The following is a 20,787-nucleotide window of genomic DNA, read 5'->3' on the forward strand; positions in this document are numbered from 1 at the left end:
AATGCGTTATTAAATTAAAAATAACCTGTCGGGAATTTCCATATCACCTCCCGGAAATTAAAGACGAAAAGAGTCGCTCGTTAAATAACGAGTAATAGATAATGACGAGGGAAAACACCACGCAGTCGAACAGCGAAGAGCTGTCTAACGCGCAGCGTAAATCAGCACGCTGAGGTTCAGCGCGCGCATCGAGGCGGAGGGAAAAGTGTGTTAAAAATCATGTGCATGATAATGTTCCCACGAGCTTCGGCCCGTTACAGTGTCGTTGTGAGGGAACAATCATCAGAAGAGAGGAGGATTGCTGCCCGCCGTGTTGGCAAGCAGCGACAAAAAAGTTCGCGCGTCAGCTTGCCTTGTGTTGCCATCTAAAAGGGTGACTGTCCAACTGAACTCTCCTGCTTTGAAATTGCGGCTATTATATTCCGGGACGTAACGAAGTAAAGTTAATTATCTATAACTCAATACTCATTTAAATTCCGTTGTGGTTGAGTTGATATTAACTATTCCGATCGCCATTAATGGCGACCCTACAATTATCGCTGAGCTTTTGTCGGCTACGCATTTATGCGTACCGCGTAACCCGCGCTGCACTTACCGCCAGCCTTATAACTGAACCACACGACTTAGATCATTAATGCATATGCATAGCCTGAAATTGACTATTCTTCACTGCTGCGCTCTCGTAAACTCGCGTTACTTTTTTTAGGCAAGGAAACAACATGAAAAAAATTATTCCCTCACTGCTGGTATTATCGCTGGCAGCCGCCTTCTCTGTTCAGGCAGCGACGCCGAAAGATACCTTGGTTATTGCCCAGTCAACGGATGATGCCGACAGCTTCGATCCCGCGCAGGGCTTTGAGCTCACCACGGTGCAAGCATTCACTAACATTTATCAGCGCCTGGTCCAGTCTGATCCTACCAACCCTACCGATTTGAAACCCACGCTGGCCACCTCATGGAAAGCCGGTGACGATAATCGCAGCCTGACCTTTGAACTGCGCAAAGGCGCACAGTTCGCCAGCGGCAATCCGCTGCGTCCGGAAGATGTGATCTTTTCGCTCGGTCGCGTGGTTAAACTGAATCTCGATCCCTCCTTTATTCTTACCCAGCTCGGTTGGAATAAAGACAATGTTGATACCTTCCTGAAAAAGGTCGATGACAACCATGTGCAGATCAGCTGGAGCGCCAACGTCAGCCCGGCTTATGTTCTGAGCCTGCTGTCTGCGCCGGTATCCTCAATTGTGGATGAGAAAACCGCGCAGGCGAATGCCAAAAACGGCGACTTTGGCCACGCCTGGCTTGGCACCCACTCGGCCGGCAGCGGACCGTACCAGATTCGCAAAGTGGTGCTGCATGAAGCGATTCTGCTCTCGGCCAACCCGACTTCCCCGGCGGGCGCACCGAAGCTGAAAAACATCCTGATCAAAAACGTACCGGAACCGGCTGCGCGTCGTCTGCTGCTGGAACAGGGCGATGTAGACATCGCGCGTAACCTCGGCGCGGATCAGATCGCCTCGCTGAAAGGTAAAGCCGGCGTGAAGACCGAAGCGATCCCCATGGCATCGCTCTACTACATCCAGTTCAACATGGGTGAAAATCCGGTGCTGAAGAATCCGGCGCTGTGGGAAGCGGCTCGTTACCTGTTCGACTATAAAGGTATCGCTAACGACCTGCTGAAAGGCCAGTTCGACGTGCATCAAACCTTCCTGCCGAAAGGTTTCCTCGGTGCCATCAACGACACGCCGTACAGCTACGATCCTGAAAAAGCCAAAGCGATTCTCAAGAAAGCCGGCCTGACCAACGTCAGCTTTACGCTTTCAACCAGCAACCAACCGCCGTATCTCGACATCGCCCAGGCGCTGCAGGGCAGCTTCGCCAAAGGTGGCGTGAAAGTGGAAGTGCAGCCGGGCCTGAGCTCTGAAGTTTCCACCCGCGTGAAGGCGCACAAATACGAAGCCACCCTGAACGCCTGGGGCGCAGACTATTTCGATCCCAACACTAACGCCGCGTCCTTCGCGTACAACCCGGAAGATGGCAGTAAAACCGTGGCTTACCGTTCTGACTGGCACATTCCAGAGCTGAACAAGCAAACGCTGGCGGCCACCGCCGAGAGTGATACGAACAAGCGCGTTGAGCTGTATCAGGCGATGCAGCGTGAAGTGCTGAAGAACTCCCCGTACGTGATTGGTTTGCAGGCAAAAAACCTGATTGCGCTGCGCGACAATCTGCAAGGCTATGTGCAAGGCATCAATCCGGACATGGTGTATTACTCGCAGGTTTCTAAGTAATGGCAGTGTCAGCTTCACAGGCCGGGTTCGCCCGGCCGCTCTGGCAACGCGTTAGCCACCTCGTCACTAGCCTGCTGTCGCTGCTGGTGACGTTGATCGGTTTGTTAGCGTTCACTTTTATGCTGTCGCACCTGTCGCCTGTCGATCCGGTGCAGCAGATCGCCGGCGATCACGCCAGTGAAGCCACCTATGCGCAGGTGCGCCACGATCTCGGTCTCGATCAGCCGGTGCTGGTGCAGTTCTGGCGCTACATCAGCCATCTGGCACGCGGTGATTTGGGCTTGTCGCACCTGACCAATCAGCCGGTCAGCGCCGACCTGATGCGCACCTTCCCTGCCACCCTTGAGCTGGCAACCTGTGCAATGATTTTTGCCGCGGTGTTCGGCATTGCCTTAGCGCTGCTGGCAGCGTGGAAGCCAGGCAGCATCATCGATAACGTCGCACGTTTTGTTTCGCTACTCGGTTACTCAGTGCCGGTGTTCTGGCTCGGTTTGCTGGGTTTACTGCTGTTTTACGCCGTGCTGCACTGGTCGGCCGGTCCGGGCCAGCTTGACGACATCTGGATCTACACGCTGGAGCCGAAAACCGGCTTTGTGCTGATTGATAGCTGGATGTCCGGCGATCCCGAGATGTTCCGCAATGCGATTGCCCATCTGTGGCTGCCGGTGGTGATTCTTGGTCTGCTGGCGATGGCGGGTATTACGCGCCTGCTGCGTGCTGCGTTGCTGGAAGAGAGCAACAAAGAGTATGTGGTACTGGCACGCGCTAAGGGCGCCAGCCGTGGCCGCATCCTGCTGCGCCATATTTTCCCTAACGTGCTGGGCACGCTGATTACCGTTATCGCCCTCTCCTACGCCACGCTGCTGGAAGGTTCGGTATTGACTGAAACGGTATTTGCCTGGCCGGGTGTTGGTCGCTACATGACAAACGCACTGTTTTCCTCTGATGTACCGGCGATTCTCGGCTCAACTCTGCTGATTGGCAGCTGCTTCATTCTGCTCAATGCGCTGGCCGATGCCCTGACCTGGTTAACCGATCCGAGAACCCGATGACTCAACAACTCTCTGAACTGGAAACGCTGCGCCCGCGTCGCCGTCGCGCCCGCATGACTTCCCTCACCATTGGCTTGACGCTGGTGCTGATTGTGGTGGCGATGGCGCTGTTCGCGCCCTTGCTGGCGCCGTTTGATCCCAATGCGCAGATCATCTCCCAGCGTTTACAAGCGCCGTCGGCGCTGCACTGGTTCGGCACCGATGGCTTTGGCCGCGATTTGCTGTCACGCGTCATCTACGGCGCACGCCCGACACTGCTGCTGGTATCACTGATTCTGGTGCTGACCATTCCGGTTGGCCTGCTGGTCGGTATCACCGCCGGTTACGTCGGCGGCTGGACCGAGCGCGTATTAATGCGCATCACCGATATCTTCCTGTCGCTGCCGAATCTGGTGATCGCGCTGGCGCTGGTGGCCATGCTCGGTCCGGGTTTGATGAATGGCGCGCTGGCGCTGGCGCTCACCAGCTGGCCGCCGTTTGCACGCCAGGCGCGTGCGGAAACGCTGGCGCTGCGCCGCAGTGATTATCTTGCTGCCGCGCGGATGCAGGGCATCACCGGTTTGCGCCTGATGTTTGGCCATATTCTGCCGCTGTGTATGCCAACGGCGGTGGTGCGCGCCGCGCTGAGCCTCGGCGGCATTATTCTGTCTGCCGCCGGATTGGGCTTCCTCGGCATGGGCGTGCAACCGCCTACCGCTGAATGGGGGTCGATGGTGGCCGAAGGCAGTAAAGTCATTTTCGACCAATGGTGGGTTGCCGCCGCGCCCGGTGGTGCCATTCTGTTCGCCAGCCTGGCGTTTAACCTGACAGGCGATGGCCTGCGTGACCGACTGGATACTCGCCATGCCAAATGATCTGTTAATTGACGTACAGGGCCTGACGATCCGTAGCGATGATGCGCTGCTGGTCGATAACATCGGCTTTCAAATTGGCCGTGAGCGTGTGGCGCTGGTGGGGGAATCCGGTTCCGGTAAATCGCTAACGGCCCGCACGCTAATGGGCTTGCTATCGCCTTCGCTGCAGCTGCAGGCCGACCGTTTGCAGATTGTCGGCACCGATGCATTGAGCCTACGCGAGCGCGACTGGATCCAGCTGCGCGGCAGTAAAGTGGCGATGGTGATGCAGGATCCGAAATACGCGCTCAATCCCACGCGCACCATTGGCTGGCAGGTGGAAGAGCCGCTGGTGCTGCACCACAAACTGAGCCGTGCCGAGCGCCAGGAGAAAGTGTGCGAGATGCTCGATGCGGTCGGCTTGCCCGATCCGCGTCAGCTGATGAAGCGCTACCCGCATCAACTCTCTGGCGGCATGGGACAACGCGTGATGCTGGCGATCGCCCTGATTACCGATCCCGAATTGCTGATCGCCGATGAACCGACGTCGGCACTTGATCATGCCATGCGCGATCAGGTGTTGGCGCTCATTCGTCGTCTGGTAGAACAGCGCAACATGGGTTTGCTGCTAATCAGCCACGATCTGCAACAGGTTGCTGAACACTGCGAGCGCGTGATGGTGATGTATCAAGGCCGCGTGCTGGATACCTTGCCGGCCGCCGAGCTGGCTAATGCCAGCCATCCATATACCAGCACCTTGTGGGCCTGTCGTCCGAGCAAAGCCACCCACGGTGAACGTTTACCGGTACTCGATCGCGCCGCGCTGGAGAGAAATTATGATTGAGTTATCCAACCTGAGCGTGTCGCACAAGCAAGGGTACGAGTTGCGTACCGTGGTGCACGACGTGTCGCTAACGGTCGCGGCCGGTGAATGCTTTGGTCTGGTGGGCCCATCCGGCTGCGGCAAGTCGTCGCTGCTGTGGGTGCTGGCCGGGTTAAACCCACACTGGAGCGGCGCCATGTCGCTGGCAGGCAGCGCAGTGCAACCCGGCAAAGCTTTCACCGGCCAGCTGCGCCGTGACGTGCAAATGGTGTTTCAGGATCCTTATGCCTCGCTGCATCCGCGTCATCGTCTGCGTCGCACGCTGGCGGAACCACTGAAAATGCTGAAGCGTGATAGTATCGACGACCGGATTAATGCCGGTTTCCGCCATGTCGGGCTGGATCCGGCGCTGGCGGATCGTTATCCGCATCAACTTTCGGGCGGTCAGCGTCAGCGCGTCGCCATTGTGCGCGCGCTGCTGCTGGAACCGAAGATCCTGCTGCTGGATGAGCCGACCTCGGCGCTGGACATGTCGGTCCAGGCCGAGATCCTCAACCTGCTCAACGATCTCAAGCAAAAAGATGGTTTAACCATGGTGCTGGTCAGTCACGATCCTGACGTGATCGATCACATGTGCGATCGCGCGGCGCGTATGTCGCAGGGCCGCATCGTGGAGCAACACTCAACAACAAGGAACACCGTATGACGGTTAAGTTACGTCCGCTGGAGCGCGAAGATTTGCGCTTTGTGCACCAATTAGATAACAACGCCAGCGTGATGCGTTACTGGTTTGAAGAGCCTTACGAAGCGTTTGTCGAGCTTTCAGACCTGTATGACAAGCATATTCATGACCAAACCGAGCGTCGCTTTGTCGTGGAGCACGACGGCCACAAAGCCGGCCTGGTGGAGTTGGTCGAGATTAATCACGTGCATCGCCGTGCTGAATTTCAGATCATCATCGATCCTTCACATCAGGGCAAAGGTTTAGCCACCAAAGCGGCAAAGTTAGCGATGGATTACGGCTTTTCGGTGCTGAATCTCTACAAACTCTATCTGATTGTCGATCAGGAGAATAAGAAGGCGATTCACATTTACACCAAGCTGGGTTTTGAGGTGGAAGGCGTACTGAAGCACGAATTTTTCATCAACGGCGAATACCGCAACACCATCCGCATGTGCATTTTCCAGCAGCAATATCTGGCGCAGCATAAGCCCGCCACTGCGATGGTGAAGCCTACCGCGCAGTAATGACGATTTGGTCGCCATGAATGGCGACCTTACGTTAATGTAGCCGGGTTTTCGTAGGGTGCGCATTCATGCGCACCTGAATATCAACCGCGCGCACCCACCACGTTCAGCTTCGGCTGCGGATGTTCAGGCTTCAGATCGTACATGCCGCCATAGAAGGGATCGACCAGCAGCCAGCCGGGGAAGCCCAACAGCGGGATATTGCCGATCAAATACCACAGATTGGCATTGGCCTCGATCGGCAACGTCACCGGCACGTAGCCCGGGCTCTCCAGCATCACCTGATAGTGCTTCTTACCAAAATAGTTACCGGTGGATTTTGCCAGCTCGACGGTTTGCGGCGTATAACCCTGCGCTACCGCGCGGCCGTTCTCATCCTGCACGGTGAAACGTGCGCCTTGCGGCACGGAGTCGATTTTTACCGGTTGCGTTTCAGTGCCGACAATGGTGGCACAGCCGCTCAGCAGCAGCGCACAGGCAGGAAAAAGGAGTCGCAGGTTCATAGCAGGTCCGCTTCAGCATCAGAAAGGAGAGTTTACCTCGCCCTTCTGTGCTTAATCGCGCTATCACTGATGGTTTTCTGCGCTTTATTGCGGTTGACAACAGGCGGCAATCGCCGCGATATCCTGCGGCGTGGTGCGGCAGCAGCCGCCAATCAGACGCGCACCGACCAGCTGCCACTCGTGGAACTTGTCGTGCAGCGTGCAACCCGACGGCGCCGAGTGCCAGGTTTTGCTGCTGGCATCATATTGCTCACCGGAGTTGGGATAGACCAGCAGCGGCTTATCGCTCTGCGCCTGCAAGCTGCGCAGGGCTGGCGTTACGCTCTCTAGCGCCACGCAGTTGATGCCAATCGCTACCACCTGCGGCGCGCCATTCACCAGCTCGGCCACTTGGCTCAGCGGCGTTCCGTCGCTGATGTGCTCAGCATCGCGCAAAGTAAAGGAGAACCACGCGCTGCTGTCCGGAAACTCAGCCAATAAACTTATCAGCGCCTGCGCTTCGGCAAACGACGGCAGCGTTTCACACGCCAGCAGATCAACACCCGCCTCCAACAATGCCTTCACGCGCGGACGATGGAACGCTTTCATCTCCTCTTCTGGCAGCGCGTAATCACCGCGATACTCGGCGCCATTGGCCAGAAACGCGCCATACGGCCCGACAGAACCGGCCACCAACAGCGGTGCGGTGCTGGCAGATGATGCGCGATAATCGTCGCGCGCACGCTGCGCCAACTGCACGCTCTGTTTGATCAGTGCCAGCGCCTGCGCTTCATCTAATCCGCGCGCGGCAAACCCCTGCGGCGTGGCCTGATAGCTGGCGGTGATCGCCACATGTGCGCCTGCGGCAAAGTAGTCGTGATGCACCTGATAAATCAGCTCTGGATTTTCCATCAGCACTTTGGCCGACCACAGCGCATCAGCCAGATTGCAGCCGCGCGCCTCCAGTTCAGTCGCCAATGCACCATCCAGAATCAGCGTGTCAGTGTGGGTTAGTGCCTGCGCGATGGGATTACGCGACATCGTTGGCCTCCTCAGCCTTGTGAGATGATTTACGTCGTTGGGTGACATGGTAGGCGGCATAGCAGAACAGCACAAATGGAATGCCGCACCACAGCGCAATGCGCTGCGACGGATCGAACGCTAAACCGACGCATGCCAACAGGCACAGCAGGAAGCCGAGAATCGGCGTTAGCGGGTAAAGCGGTGCGCGATAAGCCAGCTGTTGCAAAGTACCGCCCGCCTGCAGATGACGACGGCGGAACACATAATGTGAGGCGCAAATGCTCAGCCACACCGCCACTACGGCAAAGCCGGAGATCGCCGACAGCGCGACAAACACCGTATCCGGTGCAATGACGCTGGAGAACAGCGCCAGCAGCCCGCCAATCATACTGACCGTTAGCGCCAGCACCGGAATGCCACGCCGGTTCACGCGCGCAAAACAGCGCGGTATGGTGTTCTCATTGGCTAGCGACCACAACATACGACCTGAAGCATACAAGCCCGAGTTGGCGGCCGAAAGAATCGCCGTGAGGATCACGAAGTTGAAAATATCCGCTGCATACGGAATGCCGATCTTTTCAAACACCAGCACAAACGGACTTTTGACGATGCCTGCCTGATCCATCGGGATCAACGCCGCCAGCACGAATACCGTGCCGATAAAGAAGATGATCAAACGCGCGACCGTCGTGCGGATCGCCAGCGGCAGCGCTTTTTGTGGCTGTTCGGTCTCACCGGCGGCGATACCGATCAATTCCGTGCCCGAGAAGGCGAAGTTTACCGCCACCATGGTCATCAGAATCGGCAAAGTGCCGTGTGGCAGCCAGCCCGAGGCGGTGAGATTGTGCAAGCCGGGCGCGGCGCTGCCATCTTTCATCGGGATAAAACCGAAGATGGCACCGGCCCCGAGAATGATAAAAGCGATGATGGTGATCACTTTAATGATGGAGAACCAAAACTCGCCTTCGGCAAAGAAGCGCGTCGAGACAATGTTCAGCAGATAAATGGCGATGCAGAACACCAGGCACCATAGCCACACCGGCACGCTCGGGAACCAGTACTGCATACAAAAGCCGGCGGCAGTCAGGCTGGATCCCAGCGCAACCGTCCAGGTGAGCCAGTAGAGCCAGGCGACGGTATAACCGGTTGCCGGGCTGAGATAGCGTGCGGCATAGACATGGAACGCGCCGGTTTCCGGCATCGCTACAGCCAGCTCGCCGAGGCACACCATCACCAGCCATACCACCAGCGCGCCAATCAGATAAGCCAGCAAGGTGCCAGCCGCGCCGGTGGTTGAGATGATGTAGCCGGTATTGAAGAACAAGCCGGTACCAATCACACCGCCGAGCGACAGCATCACCAGATGCCGTACTTTCATGGTGCGCTTAAAATTTTCCTGCGGGGGCGAATCCTGAGTTTGCATCATTTTTATCCGTATGGACGTCTGAACATCTATATGGACACAGGGTTATACGCGTCGGCGTGGCGATTTGCAACGTGGTAGAAGGTAAGGATTTGGGTAAGGTGTGCGGCCCCGCAACCACGGGGCGCAGCATCAGGCGCCGAAAACGCCCTGCAGATAACGCTCAAGCGCCACGCGCGAGCTGAAGCCGTGCGGAATGCCGTAATGCTCCTGCGAATCGCCCATTAAGTAGAGCGGGAATTGCGTGTAGTGATCGCAGGTTTTCATTTCCGACGCCGGTTCAGCAAAGCCGTGGCTTTTCTCTTTCAGCGTAGGGTGAATAATCAACGCAGTACGTCCCATGCGCGCTTCGCGATTAACGTAGACATAGTTTTCGCCGCGGCGATAACCGTAAATTTTTGGCGTCTGGGTATCCATTTCGAAGCCCGCTTTCTCTAGTACGCGTGCTACCTCATCGGGTCGTAAATACATGCTTGCTCCTCTCTTCTCACAGCCCCGCAACCTTACAACAGCAGGATGGCATGGGCATTCGGAATTTTCCCTAAAGCCTGGCACATCCCTGCGTTTAATCACGCTTCGTCTACACTGAGTATTACGTTTTAAATCAAAGGGAGCTAAAAAATGTTTAATCGAAGCGTAAAAAACGATGACATTGATATCAATCAGGATGTAAACGAACTGGCCGATTCGCTAGAGGCGTTACTTAAATCTTATGGCAGTGAAGCCAAAGACGAGGTTGATAGTGCACGCAGCCAGGCGCAGGCGCTGCTGAAACAGACGCGTGCCAAACTGAGCGGCGGTCAGAGTCGCGTGTCACAAGCGGCACGTGATGCGGGTACTCAGGTTGATGCTTATGTGCATGACAAACCGTGGCACGGCGTTGGTGTTGGTGCTGCAGTAGGTCTGGTGCTCGGCGCGCTGTTGGTGTCTTCTCGCCGATAAGCGTGTCATTGCATGCAAACAGCCTCGCCTTGTGCGGGGCTTTTTTGTGGGTGCGATCTGTGCGCTTTGGCCCTCACCCTAACCCTCTCCCGCAAGCGGGAGAGGGGATAGCTAGGTGGTTCATTAGTTTATATCGAAGCTCGATCGGCTCCTTCTCCCGCTGGCGGGAGAAGGCTGGGATGAGGGCCAAATCGCACAAAATTCAACCAACACTTTTCCCTCAATCCCTTTACAAAAAATTTTTCCGGCCTGGAAGGCGCATGATCTCTGGCCTTAGCAATTATCCGACGTTCAAAATCACAAAACCCTATATCTGGTGGGCTTGACCACCAGAAGCACTACATCTAGTATTCAACCCATCAACCAGCTACCAAATGTCGTCAAGGACGAAGTTCGATGCAAACCGGATTTTGCTTCGTATCTCGCAATCTGACCGCAATCAAAGGGAAATACGAATCATGCGCATTATTATTTACACCAAAGACAATTGTGTCCAGTGCAATGCGACAAAAAATGCCATGGACCGCAAAGGTATCGACTATCAGCTGATTAACCTGGATAGCCAACCTGAAGCCATCGACAACCTCAAATCCCTTGGCTATCGCCAGGTGCCGGTGGTGATGACGCAAGACGATCACTGGAGTGGTTTCCGCCCCGACAAAATCGCCGGCCTGCGCCAGCTCGCAGCGGTCGGGGGATAAGCCATGTTTCCACTGGTCTATTTCTCTAGCCAGTCGGAAAACACGCACAGATTCATCACTCGTCTTGGGCTGCCTGCCCGCCGCATTCCGGTTGACGGCACGCAGCGCCTGCATATCGAACAACCCTACATTTTAGTGGTGCCGAGCTACGGCGGCGGCAGTTCGCGCGGTGCGGTGCCGAGACAAGTGATTCAATTCCTCAATGATGATGCCAACCGACGCGGGATTCGCGGGGTGATTGCTGCCGGTAACCGCAACTTCGGTGAAGGCTATTGCCTGGCGGGCGACATCATTGCGCAGAAATGTCAGGTTCCCTATCTCTACCGCTTTGAGCTAATGGGAACCCCCGACGATATCGCTAATGTAAAAGCGGGAGTGACCCAATTTTGGCAACGACAGACACCCTGAACAGCACGCAGCTGGACTATCACGCGCTGAACGCAATGCTGAACCTGTACGACGCCGATGGCCGTATTCAGTTCAGCAAAGATCACGAAGCTACGCGCCAGTTCTTCCTGCAACATGTGCAGCCCAACACCGTGCAGTTTGCCTCTGCGGGCGAGCGCCTGCGCTATCTGGTGGCCGAAGGCTACTACGAAGCCGATGTGCTGAATCAGTACCCATTCGATTTCCTGTGTCAGCTGCATGACGACGCCGACGCTGCGGGTTTTCGTTTTCACACCTTCCTGGGTGCGTGGAAGTTTTACACCAGCTACACGCTGAAAACCTTCGATGGCAAACGCTATCTGGAAACGTTCGAACAGCGCGCCTGCATGGTGGCGCTGACGCTGGCACGCGGCAATGAAAGCTTAGCGCGTGAGTTGCTGGCAGAGATGCTTAGCGGCCGCTTCCAGCCCGCTACGCCAACCTTCCTCAACTGCGGTAAGCAGCAGCGCGGCGAGCTGGTCTCCTGTTTCCTGCTGCGCATCGAAGACAATATGGAATCGATTGGTCGCGCGGTGAACTCAGCGTTACAGCTGTCAAAACGCGGTGGCGGCGTGGCGTTCCTGCTCTCCAACCTGCGTGAATCGGGTGCGCCGATTAAGCGCATTGAGAACCAATCGTCCGGTGTGATTCCGGTAATGAAGATGCTGGAAGATGCGTTTTCCTACGCTAACCAGCTTGGTGCGCGTCAGGGCGCGGGCGCGGTGTGGCTGAATGCGCATCACCCGGATATTTTCCGCTTCCTCGATACCAAACGCGAAAATGCCGACGAGAAAATCCGCATTAAAACGCTATCGCTTGGCGTGGTGATCCCGGATATCACCTTCCAGCTGGCGAAAGAGAATCGCGATATGGCGCTATTCTCGCCCTACGATGTCGAGCGCATCTACGGCAAAGCGTTTGGTGATATCAGCATTAGCGAGCATTACGACGAGATGCTGGCGGACGATCGCATCACTAAAACCTACATCAAGCCGCGCGACTTCTTCCAGACGCTGGCGGAGATTCAGTTTGAATCGGGCTATCCGTACATCATGTTCGAGGATAGCGTTAACCGCAGCAACCCGATTGCCGGCCGCATCAACATGAGCAACCTGTGCTCCGAGATTTTGCAGGTCAACAGTGCCAGCGAGTTCTATGACGATCTCAGCTATCGCCGCGTCGGCAAAGACATCTCCTGCAACCTCGGCTCACTCAACATTGCGCATGCCATGGATTCACGCAATCTGGCGCAGACCGTGGAAACCGCGGTGCGCGCGCTGACCGCCGTCTCGGAGATGAGTGAAATTAACTCGGTGCCATCGGTGGCGGAAGGTAATCGTCGTTCGCACGCTATCGGCCTCGGTCAAATGAATCTGCACGGCTATCTGGCGCGCGAAGGCATGGCGTACGGTTCAGAAGAAGCACTGGACTTCACCAACCTCTACTTCTACTGCGTCACCTACTACGCTGTGCGCACCTCGAATCTGCTGGCGCAGGAGCATCAGACAAGTTTCGACGGTTTCGCCGAGTCACAATACGCCAATGGCAAATATTTCGATAAGTATGTCGAGCAAGCCTGGCAGCCACGCACCGCACGTGTGGCACAACTGTTTGCCGATGCCGGGATTGCTCTGCCGACGCAGGCCGACTGGCAAGCGTTGCGCGAAGCGGTAATGCAGCATGGGTTATACAACCAGAACCTGCAGGCGATTCCGCCAACCGGTTCGATCTCGTACATCAACCACGCCACTTCAAGCATTCACCCGATCGTGTCGCGCATTGAGATTCGTAAAGAGGGCAAAACCGGCCGCGTCTATTATCCGGCGCCGTTTATGACCAACGACAATCTCGACCTCTATCAGGATGCGTACTCGATTGGTCCGGAAGCGATTATTGATACCTACGCCGAAGCCACGCAGCACGTTGATCAAGGCCTGTCATTGACGCTGTTCTTCCGCGACGACGTTACTACGCGCGATATCAACAAAGCGCAGATTTACGCGTGGAAGAAAGGCATCAAAACGCTCTATTACATTCGTCTGCGCCAGATGGCGCTGCAAGGCACCGAGGTACAGGGCTGCGTCTCCTGCTCACTGTGATGAAAACTATGCAACTAAAACAAATTCAAGCGATTAACTGGAACCGCATTCAGGATGAGAAAGACCTCGAAGTGTGGAACCGTCTGACCAGCAACTTCTGGCTGCCGGAAAAAGTGCCGCTCTCCAACGATCTGCCAGCCTGGCAGTCGCTTGACCACCAGCAGCAGCAGCTGACGATTCGGGTATTTACCGGCTTGACGCTGCTCGACACCATCCAGAACGTGATCGGCGCACCGGGCCTGATGGAAGATGCCATTACGCCACACGAAGAGGCGGTGCTATCGAACATCTCCTTTATGGAAGCGGTGCATGCGCGCTCGTACAGTTCGATTTTCTCCACGCTGTGTAATACCGCAGATGTCGATGCGGCCTATCGCTGGAGCGAAGAGAACGAAGCACTGCAAAACAAGGCGAAGATTGTGCTGGAGCACTATCGCGCCGAGGATCCGCTGAAGAAAAAAATCGCCAGCGTGTTCCTTGAATCGTTCCTGTTCTACTCCGGTTTCTGGCTACCGATGTATTGGTCGAGCCGGGGCAAGCTGACCAACACCGCCGACCTGATTCGTCTGATCATTCGTGACGAAGCAGTGCACGGCTATTACATCGGCTACAAGTACCAAAAAGCGCTGGAAAACGTCGATGCAGGCCGCCGCGAAGAGCTGCAGCAGTTTGCGATTGATTTACTGCTGGCGCTGTACGAAAACGAAGTGGTGTATACCGAAGCCTTGTACGGCGAAGTGGGCTGGGCGGAAGAGGTAAAAACCTTCCTGCACTACAACGCCAACAAAGCGCTGATGAACCTCGGCTACGAAGCGCTGTTCCCGGCGGAGCTGACCTCGGTGAATCCGGCGATTTTGTCCGCGCTATCGCCCAACGCCGATGAAAACCACGACTTCTTCTCAGGTTCCGGCTCCTCTTACGTTATGGGGAAAGCAGTAGAGACCGAAGACGAAGACTGGAACTTTTAATACGCGTCATACTTCGCACCACAGCTGCGTTGACAGCGCCCACTCTTCCCAGTCACATAGTGAACTATGCTCCTGGGTCGAGCGGGCTTGTCGCCTTGCTGCAGCACGAATTATTTAACGTATTAATACGGTAATAATTATTTTTAAAATCCAATTTTATTTCCTCTCATTTTAGTCATTTATTTCACTTATATTTCTTCATTTCGGATTGATTTCCGGCCATTCTGTACCAAAAACAGACCGAAACGCGCATAAATTCACTTATCAAACGTAAAAAATTAATCCACGCGCATCCCTTGTGAGCACTGGAGATTTTAGCTATTCGTGCAGGCGCGCATCGGCGAATATCGCCATTCAGGGTTGTCAGATAATTTCACTATGCTAGGGTATAGGGCGCTTAAATTTAATCAGGACCACAACAAGAAATAGTTAAACATTTAACCGGGAAATTAATTACTGCATGGCAATTAAACTCGAAGTAAAGAATTTATATAAAGTATTTGGGGATAATCCCGAAAAGGCATTTAAGCTGATTGATAAAGGCGAAAGCAAAGAGAGTATTCTGGCGAAAACCGGTCTCTCTGTCGGCGTCAAAAATGCCAGTCTGGCCATTGAAGAAGGCGAGATCTTCGTCATCATGGGGCTTTCAGGTTCAGGTAAGTCCACCATGGTTCGCCTTCTCAATCGTCTGATCGAGCCCACCCGCGGCCAGGTAATCATAGACGGTGTCGATATTGCTAAAATATCGGATTCAGAACTGCGTGACGTCCGCAGAAATAAGATCAGCATGGTATTTCAATCCTTCGCGTTAATGCCGCATATGACGGTACTAAATAATGCCGCCTTTGGCATGGAATTAGCCAACGTGCCGTTGCAGGAGCGCCAGGAAAAAGCGCTGGAAGCGCTGCGTCAGGTTGGCCTGGATAATTATGCCCACTCCTATCCGGATGAACTTTCTGGCGGTATGCGTCAGCGCGTTGGATTAGCCCGCGCGTTGGCTATTAATCCCGATATTTTACTGATGGATGAAGCCTTCTCAGCACTCGATCCGCTGATTCGTACTGAAATGCAGGATGAGCTGGTAAAACTGCAGGCTAAGCATCAGCGTACCATCGTATTTATTTCTCATGACCTCGATGAAGCGATGCGCATTGGCGATCGCATTGCCATTATGCAAGGTGGCGAAGTCGTACAGGTCGGCACGCCGGATGAAATCCTTAATAATCCCGCCAACGATTATGTACGCACCTTCTTCCGTGGCGTCGATATCAGCCATGTATTTAGCGCCAAAGATATTGCCCGTCGCAGTGCGGGCTCGCTGATTCGTAAAGCCGCCGGTTTTGGTCCGCGATCGGCCATCAAGCTGTTGCAGGATGAAGATCGTGAATATGGCTATGTGCTGGAGAAACAGAAGTTTGTCGGCGTGGTGTCCACCGATTCGCTGAAAGCTGCGCTGGCAGCCGGTGAAGGGCTGGATAGCGCGCTGCTGGAGACGCCGTTAGCGGTTCCTGCCGATACCTCGCTGAACGATCTGCTCTCCCATGTGGCACAAGCGCCCTGCGCCGTGCCGGTGGTCAGTGAAGAGAATCAGTACGTCGGTATCATTTCGAAAAGCATGCTGTTGCGCGCTTTAGATCGTGAAGGAGCCTAATCATGAGTGAACAAACATCTAATCCGTGGGAAAGTGCCAGCCAAACTACCCAGCAACCGGCCACCTCCGATACCAGTGCCGCCGCCAGCAGCAGCGATCCCTGGGCAAGCGGCAGTACTGCACCGGCTGATAGCGGCTCGGCCGATGCGTGGGGCGATCCCTCCGCGGCCAGCAGCGGTGGCCATGATGCCGCCAGCAATGCCGCCAGCAATGCCGCCAGCAGCAGCGACTGGCTCAGCAGCGCACCCGCTCCCGCACCTGAGCATTTCAACATCATGGACCCGTTCCATAAAACCTGGATTCCGCTCGACAGCTGGGTGACCGAGGGCATCGATTGGGTGGTAAGCCATTTCCGTCCGGTATTCCAGGGCATTCGTGTGCCGGTGGATTACATCCTCAGCGCCTTTCAGCAGTTACTGCTCGGCATGCCTGCGCCGGTGGCAATTGTGGTGTTTGCGCTGATTGCCTGGCAAATTGCCAGTCCAGCGATGGGGATTGCTACGCTGATCTCATTGATTGCGATTGGCGCGATCGGTGCCTGGTCGCAGGCGATGGTGACGCTGGCATTGGTGCTTACCGCCCTGTTCTTCTGCATTGTGATCGGCTTGCCGCTCGGCATCTGGCTGGCGCGCAGCGAACGTGCCGCACGCATTATCCGTCCGCTGCTGGATGCAATGCAGACCACTCCGGCCTTCGTTTATCTGGTGCCGATCGTGATGTTGTTTGGTATCGGCAACGTTCCGGGCGTGGTGGTGACCATTATCTTTGCGCTGCCGCCGATTGTGCGTTTGACCATTCTCGGCATCAAGCAGGTGCCTGCTGATCTGATCGAAGCAAGTGAATCCTTCGGTGCCAGCCCGCGTCAGATGCTGTTTAAAGTGCAGCTGCCGTTGGCAATGCCGACCATCATGGCCGGCGTAAACCAGACGCTGATGCTGGCACTGTCGATGGTGGTGATCGCTTCAATGATTGCCGTTGGTGGCCTCGGCCAGATGGTACTGCGCGGTATTGGTCGCCTCGATATGGGGCTCGCCACCGTGGGCGGCGTAGGCATTGTTATCCTCGCCATCATCCTCGATCGCCTGACGCAGTCGATGGGCCGCGACAGCCGCAGCCGTGGCAGCCGCCACTGGTACAGCACGGGCCCGCTGGGTCTACTGCTCCGCCCTTTCAGTAAAAAAGCCTGATTTTAATGAGCGGTCCGCTGGGGCCGCTCGTCTCCGACGTAACACGTAAAATAAGGAATGACTATGCGCAAGACAGCTCTAATTGCTGCCGTCCTGACGACGTTCGCCGCGACGCACGTGTCCGCCGCCGACCTGCCCGGTAAAGGCATCACCGTTAAACCGACTCAGAGCACCATTTCTGAAGAGACCTTCCAGACGCTGCTGGTGAGCCGCGCGCTGGAGAAACTCGGCTATACCGTCGAAAAGCCAAGCGAGATTGATTACAACGTGGCGTACACCACCATCGCTGCTGGCGATGCCACTTTTATTGCCACCAACTGGAAACCGCTGCACGACGACATGTATAAAGCTGCGGGCGGCGATGCGAAATTTTATCGCCAGGGCACCTACGTCGGTGGCGCCGCACAGGGTTATCTCATTGATAAGAAAACCGCTGAGCAATATCACATCACCAATATCGAGCAGTTGAAAGATCCGAAGATCGCCAAACTTTTTGATACCAATGGCGATGGTAAAGCCGATTTGACCGGCTGTACGCCAGGCTGGGGGTGTGAAGCGGTGATTAATCATCAGATTGATGCTTATAAACTGAGCAACACCGTAGAGCATAATCAGGGTAACTACTCGGCGATGATCGCCGATACCATCACACGCTTTAAGCAGGGCAAACCGGTGTTCTATTACACCTGGACGCCTTATTGGGTGAGCGACGTGCTGAAGCCGGGTAAAGATGTGGTGTGGCTGCAGGTGCCGTTCTCTTCTCTGCCAGGCGAGCAGAGCAAAGTTGATACCAAGCTGGCAAATGGCGCCAACTACGGCTTCCCGGTGAACACCATGCATATCGTGGCGAACAAAGCCTGGACCGAGAAGAATCCGGCCGCGGCGAAGCTGTTTGCTGAGATGAAGCTGCCCATTGGTGATATCAACGCCGAAAACGCGGCGATGCATGCTGGTCATGCTTCTGAAGCCGACATCAATGGACACGTCGACGGCTGGATTAAAGGTCATCAGGCGGAATTTGATAAATGGATTCAGGACGCATTAGCGGCAGCTAAGTAACCGCATTACATTAGCGTTAGTATTGTAGCGGCGCGATTTATCGCGCCGTTTTTCATCCTACCCATGGCACCCTGGCCACAAGCGCATGAGATTGCACCGCTACAGCAGGTTCCTGACTCGCCCTTTCCTTCCCTTGAATAACCTCTCGATAAGCGAAGCGTGCGCTATAGCGTACTGGTACGTCCTGTTAATTAACACACCAATGAAATAATTTTTTGGGTTATTATTACCCTCAAATGATTATCTCTCTCATCCTCACGCTCTGAATGCTTCCCGTTTGGCGATCGAATTCCATCATTATGGCTGGTATTCCTATGGCGTGAGCGTTGTTAATATAATGTTAACCAAAGCATTGATTTACTTAGGCAAGATGCGCTGCAAAAGTGTTTAGAAATCGTAAAGGTCAGGCCAAACTGGTGAGCAATACTGTTCATTGATGATTGGCTTTGTTATGGTTAGCAGCGCAGTTATTCACCAGAGTTATTTTTTCTCGCGAAATTATTTATCTGTAAAAAGGTTTCCCGGGATGAATTGATGGCATCGGCCGCGCAGGTTTTCAGGCGGGATGTCAGGGCGAAATGCCCAGGGTTAAGGAACAACCTGGAATGTCAGATGTTGACAATGTGATCGTGCGAACAATCACCTGCGGAAAATATGACTACGCTTTATCTGTCACCATCATTACTATACCAGTTGCAACTAAGAGGTTTTTTTAAAAATGGAAAGTTCGTTTACTCCCATTGAACAGATGCTAAACATCCGTGCTAACCGCCATAAAGATTTTCCGCTGCAGGAGATCATTCTGACCCGCCTGTGCATGCACATGCAGGGAAAACTGCTGGATAATCGCAACAAAATGTTGAAGGCGCAGGGAATTAACGAGACCTTATTCATGGCGCTGATCACCCTCGATGCCCAGGAAAATCAGAGCATCCAGCCATCAGAATTGAGTTCTGCATTGGGCTCCTCACGCACTAACGCAACGCGTATCGCCGATGAGCTGGAGAAGCGCGGCTGGATTGAACGCCGTGAAAGCGAGAACGATCGCCGCTGCCTGCATCTGCACCTGACTGAAAAAGGCAACGAATTCTTGCGCCAGCTACTGCCACCACAGCATCAGAGCCTGCAATATTTGTGGTCTTCGCTCTCCACTAATGAGCAGGATCAGCTGGAAACCATCACCCGTAAGTTACTTAACCGTCTCGATAAAATGGACGAAGATCAGGTTATCGCCTCCCTGTCATGTTAATAGCAAGAAGTGCGACACAATCACCTTCCGAAATCGCTATTTTAATCCCCTTTTATCCGGCCAGCGCTTAAGCGCTGGCTTTTTCGACTCGGGCAACCGTGTTGATGGATCAACACATCCCGACTAAATGGAAAACGTGGAGAACAACATGAGTGCGACAGCGGAAGCTCAAAGCCCGCAACAGCCAGCAAATAAAAAGAAGAAGCGCAAAGGTGTGCTGATCCTACTGGCTATCGTGTTTGTCATTATTGGTGTTTCGTATCTGGCTTACTGGTATTTGGTGCTGCGCCACTTCCAGGAAACCGATGATGCGTATGTGGCGGGTAACCAGGTGCAGGTGATGGCACAGGTTTCTGGCAGCGTAAATAAAGTTTGGTTTGATAATACTGACAGGGTCAAAAAAGGTGACGTGTTGGTTTCGCTGGATAAAACCGATGCGCAGCAGGCGTTTGAAAAAGCGCAGACCGCATTAGCCACCAGCGTGCGTCAAACCCACCAGCTGATGATCAATGGTAAGCAGTATCAAGCCACGATCAAGCTGCAGCAAACCGCGCTGGATCAGGCCGAAGCTGACCTGAAACGCCGCGAGCCGCTGGGTGCCTCAAACCTGATTGGCCGCGAAGAGCTGCAACACTCGCGTGATGCCGTCGCCACCGCGAAAGCACAGTTGGATGTCGCCGTTCAGCAATACAATGCTAATCAGGCGATGATTCTCAACACCTCGCTGGAAAATCAGCCTGCGGTACAACAGAGCGCAGCTGAACTACGTGATGCCTGGCTGGCGCTGCAGCGCACCGACATCCGTAGCCCGATTGATGGCTTCATTTCGCGTCGTAGCGTTCAGGTGGGGTCACAAATTTCTACCACCACACCGCTGCTGGCGGTGGTTCCGGCCACCAACCTTTGGATTGATGCCAACTTCAAAGAGACTCAGCTTTCTGGCGTACGTATCGGTCAATCCGCCACGGTGGTAAGTGATATCTACGGGGATGACGTGGAGTATCACGGCAAAGTGGTTGGACTGGATATGGGTACCGGTAGCGCCTTCTCGCTGCTGCCAGCACAGAATGCCACCGGTAACTGGATCAAAGTCGTGCAGCGTCTGCCGGTGCGTATCGAACTGGATCCGAAACAGGTTGCCGAGCATCCGCTGCGTATCGGCCTCTCCACGCTGGTGAAAGTTGATACGCAGAATAAAGAGGGAGCAACGCTGGCGAGTGTGGTGCGTCCGCAGGCCGCCTACGAAAGTAATGCGTTGGCAATCGACCTTGCGCCGGTTAACCAGCTGATTACTGACATCGTTCGTGCCAACGCTGACTAACGCCGCGGGAGG

20 protein-coding genes are annotated in these 20,787 nt (G+C 54.8%); 16 read left to right on the plus strand and 4 right to left on the minus strand.

The features are described from left to right. Positions 1–719: 719 nt before the first annotated feature. The 6 genes from AC790_RS20845 to speG are packed head-to-tail and all read left to right on the plus strand — an operon-like array spanning position 720 to position 6,244. Positions 720–2,288: an ABC transporter substrate-binding protein gene (locus AC790_RS20845; protein ID WP_049853015.1), complete on the plus strand. Its 1,569-nt coding sequence runs from the start codon at positions 720–722 to the stop codon at positions 2,286–2,288. Continuing rightward, complete coding sequence (locus tag AC790_RS20850) at positions 2,288–3,340, plus strand: ABC transporter permease (RefSeq protein ID WP_007886439.1); 1,053 nt, start codon at positions 2,288–2,290, stop codon at positions 3,338–3,340. Before AC790_RS20845 ends, AC790_RS20850 begins: the two co-directional genes overlap by 1 nt. Then, the gene (locus AC790_RS20855; RefSeq protein WP_007886437.1) at positions 3,337–4,194 is read left to right on the plus strand and encodes an ABC transporter permease; all 858 of its coding nucleotides are present in this window, start codon (positions 3,337–3,339) and stop codon (positions 4,192–4,194) included. Before AC790_RS20850 ends, AC790_RS20855 begins: the two co-directional genes overlap by 4 nt. Beyond that, entirely contained in the window at positions 4,184–5,017 is an 834-nt protein-coding gene (locus AC790_RS20860; protein WP_049853016.1) for an ABC transporter ATP-binding protein, read from the plus strand. Before AC790_RS20855 ends, AC790_RS20860 begins: the two co-directional genes overlap by 11 nt. After that, positions 5,010–5,702 (plus strand): ABC transporter ATP-binding protein, encoded by a 693-nt coding sequence (locus AC790_RS20865; RefSeq protein ID WP_049853017.1) that lies wholly within the window; start codon positions 5,010–5,012, stop codon positions 5,700–5,702. Before AC790_RS20860 ends, AC790_RS20865 begins: the two co-directional genes overlap by 8 nt. Next, the gene (gene speG / locus AC790_RS20870) at positions 5,699–6,244 is read left to right on the plus strand and encodes a spermidine N1-acetyltransferase (RefSeq protein ID WP_007886431.1); all 546 of its coding nucleotides are present in this window, start codon (positions 5,699–5,701) and stop codon (positions 6,242–6,244) included. Before AC790_RS20865 ends, speG begins: the two co-directional genes overlap by 4 nt. Positions 6,245–6,327: 83 nt before the next feature. On the opposite strand, the gene AC790_RS20875 is transcribed toward speG, so the two are convergent. The 4 genes from AC790_RS20875 to AC790_RS20890 form a co-directional block, all read right to left on the minus strand. Then, positions 6,328–6,747 carry a hypothetical protein gene (locus tag AC790_RS20875; RefSeq protein ID WP_049853018.1) on the minus strand — a complete coding sequence of 140 codons (420 nt, stop codon included), beginning with the start codon at positions 6,745–6,747 and terminating at the stop codon, positions 6,328–6,330. 84 nt (positions 6,748–6,831) lie between these two features. Then, entirely contained in the window at positions 6,832–7,767 is a 936-nt protein-coding gene (mmuM, locus tag AC790_RS20880) for a homocysteine S-methyltransferase (protein ID WP_049853019.1), read from the minus strand. Further along, a complete protein-coding gene (mmuP, locus tag AC790_RS20885) occupies positions 7,757–9,172 on the minus strand; it encodes an S-methylmethionine permease (protein WP_200902278.1) in 1,416 nt (471 codons plus the stop codon). The genes mmuM and mmuP overlap by 11 nt, the downstream gene beginning before the upstream one ends. Positions 9,173–9,304: 132 nt before the next feature. Next, positions 9,305–9,643: a DUF2002 family protein gene (locus tag AC790_RS20890; protein ID WP_007886422.1), complete on the minus strand. Its 339-nt coding sequence runs from the start codon at positions 9,641–9,643 to the stop codon at positions 9,305–9,307. Between the two features lie 150 nt (positions 9,644–9,793). Here AC790_RS20890 and AC790_RS20895 point away from each other — a divergent pair, with 150 nt between their 5' ends. The 10 genes from AC790_RS20895 (at position 9,794) to emrA (ending at position 20,775) form a co-directional block, all read left to right on the plus strand. Beyond that, positions 9,794–10,114 (plus strand): DUF883 family protein, encoded by a 321-nt coding sequence (locus AC790_RS20895; RefSeq protein ID WP_007886414.1) that lies wholly within the window; start codon positions 9,794–9,796, stop codon positions 10,112–10,114. Between the two features lie 458 nt (positions 10,115–10,572). Beyond that, positions 10,573–10,815 (plus strand): glutaredoxin-like protein NrdH, encoded by a 243-nt coding sequence (gene nrdH / locus AC790_RS20900; RefSeq protein WP_007886413.1) that lies wholly within the window; start codon positions 10,573–10,575, stop codon positions 10,813–10,815. A gap of 3 nt (positions 10,816–10,818) precedes the next feature. Next, positions 10,819–11,223, plus strand: a complete 405-nt coding sequence (gene nrdI, locus AC790_RS20905) for a class Ib ribonucleoside-diphosphate reductase assembly flavoprotein NrdI (protein WP_007886412.1) — start codon at positions 10,819–10,821, stop codon at positions 11,221–11,223. Beyond that, positions 11,202–13,340: a class 1b ribonucleoside-diphosphate reductase subunit alpha gene (gene nrdE / locus AC790_RS20910; RefSeq protein WP_072093463.1), complete on the plus strand. Its 2,139-nt coding sequence runs from the start codon at positions 11,202–11,204 to the stop codon at positions 13,338–13,340. The genes nrdI and nrdE overlap by 22 nt, the downstream gene beginning before the upstream one ends. An 8-nt stretch (positions 13,341–13,348) precedes the next feature. Then, positions 13,349–14,308 (plus strand): class 1b ribonucleoside-diphosphate reductase subunit beta, encoded by a 960-nt coding sequence (nrdF, locus tag AC790_RS20915; protein ID WP_036620205.1) that lies wholly within the window; start codon positions 13,349–13,351, stop codon positions 14,306–14,308. Between the two features lie 460 nt (positions 14,309–14,768). Then, positions 14,769–15,959 (plus strand): glycine betaine/L-proline ABC transporter ATP-binding protein ProV, encoded by a 1,191-nt coding sequence (proV, locus tag AC790_RS20920; protein ID WP_007886409.1) that lies wholly within the window; start codon positions 14,769–14,771, stop codon positions 15,957–15,959. Between the two features lie 2 nt (positions 15,960–15,961). Then, a complete protein-coding gene (proW, locus tag AC790_RS20925) occupies positions 15,962–17,146 on the plus strand; it encodes a glycine betaine/L-proline ABC transporter permease ProW (protein WP_049853021.1) in 1,185 nt (394 codons plus the stop codon). A gap of 63 nt (positions 17,147–17,209) precedes the next feature. Then, the gene (gene proX, locus AC790_RS20930; protein ID WP_008101636.1) at positions 17,210–18,205 is read left to right on the plus strand and encodes a glycine betaine/L-proline ABC transporter substrate-binding protein ProX; all 996 of its coding nucleotides are present in this window, start codon (positions 17,210–17,212) and stop codon (positions 18,203–18,205) included. A 718-nt stretch (positions 18,206–18,923) separates the two neighbouring features. Beyond that, complete coding sequence (gene mprA / locus AC790_RS20935) at positions 18,924–19,454, plus strand: transcriptional repressor MprA (RefSeq protein ID WP_049853022.1); 531 nt, start codon at positions 18,924–18,926, stop codon at positions 19,452–19,454. 148 nt (positions 19,455–19,602) lie between these two features. Further along, positions 19,603–20,775 (plus strand): multidrug efflux MFS transporter periplasmic adaptor subunit EmrA, encoded by a 1,173-nt coding sequence (emrA, locus tag AC790_RS20940; protein WP_007886393.1) that lies wholly within the window; start codon positions 19,603–19,605, stop codon positions 20,773–20,775. The last annotated feature ends 12 nt before the right edge of the window (positions 20,776–20,787 follow it).

The sequence above is a fragment of the Pantoea sp. RIT-PI-b genome, assembly GCF_001187905.1.
Classification (GTDB): domain Bacteria; phylum Pseudomonadota; class Gammaproteobacteria; order Enterobacterales; family Enterobacteriaceae; genus Pantoea; species Pantoea nemavictus.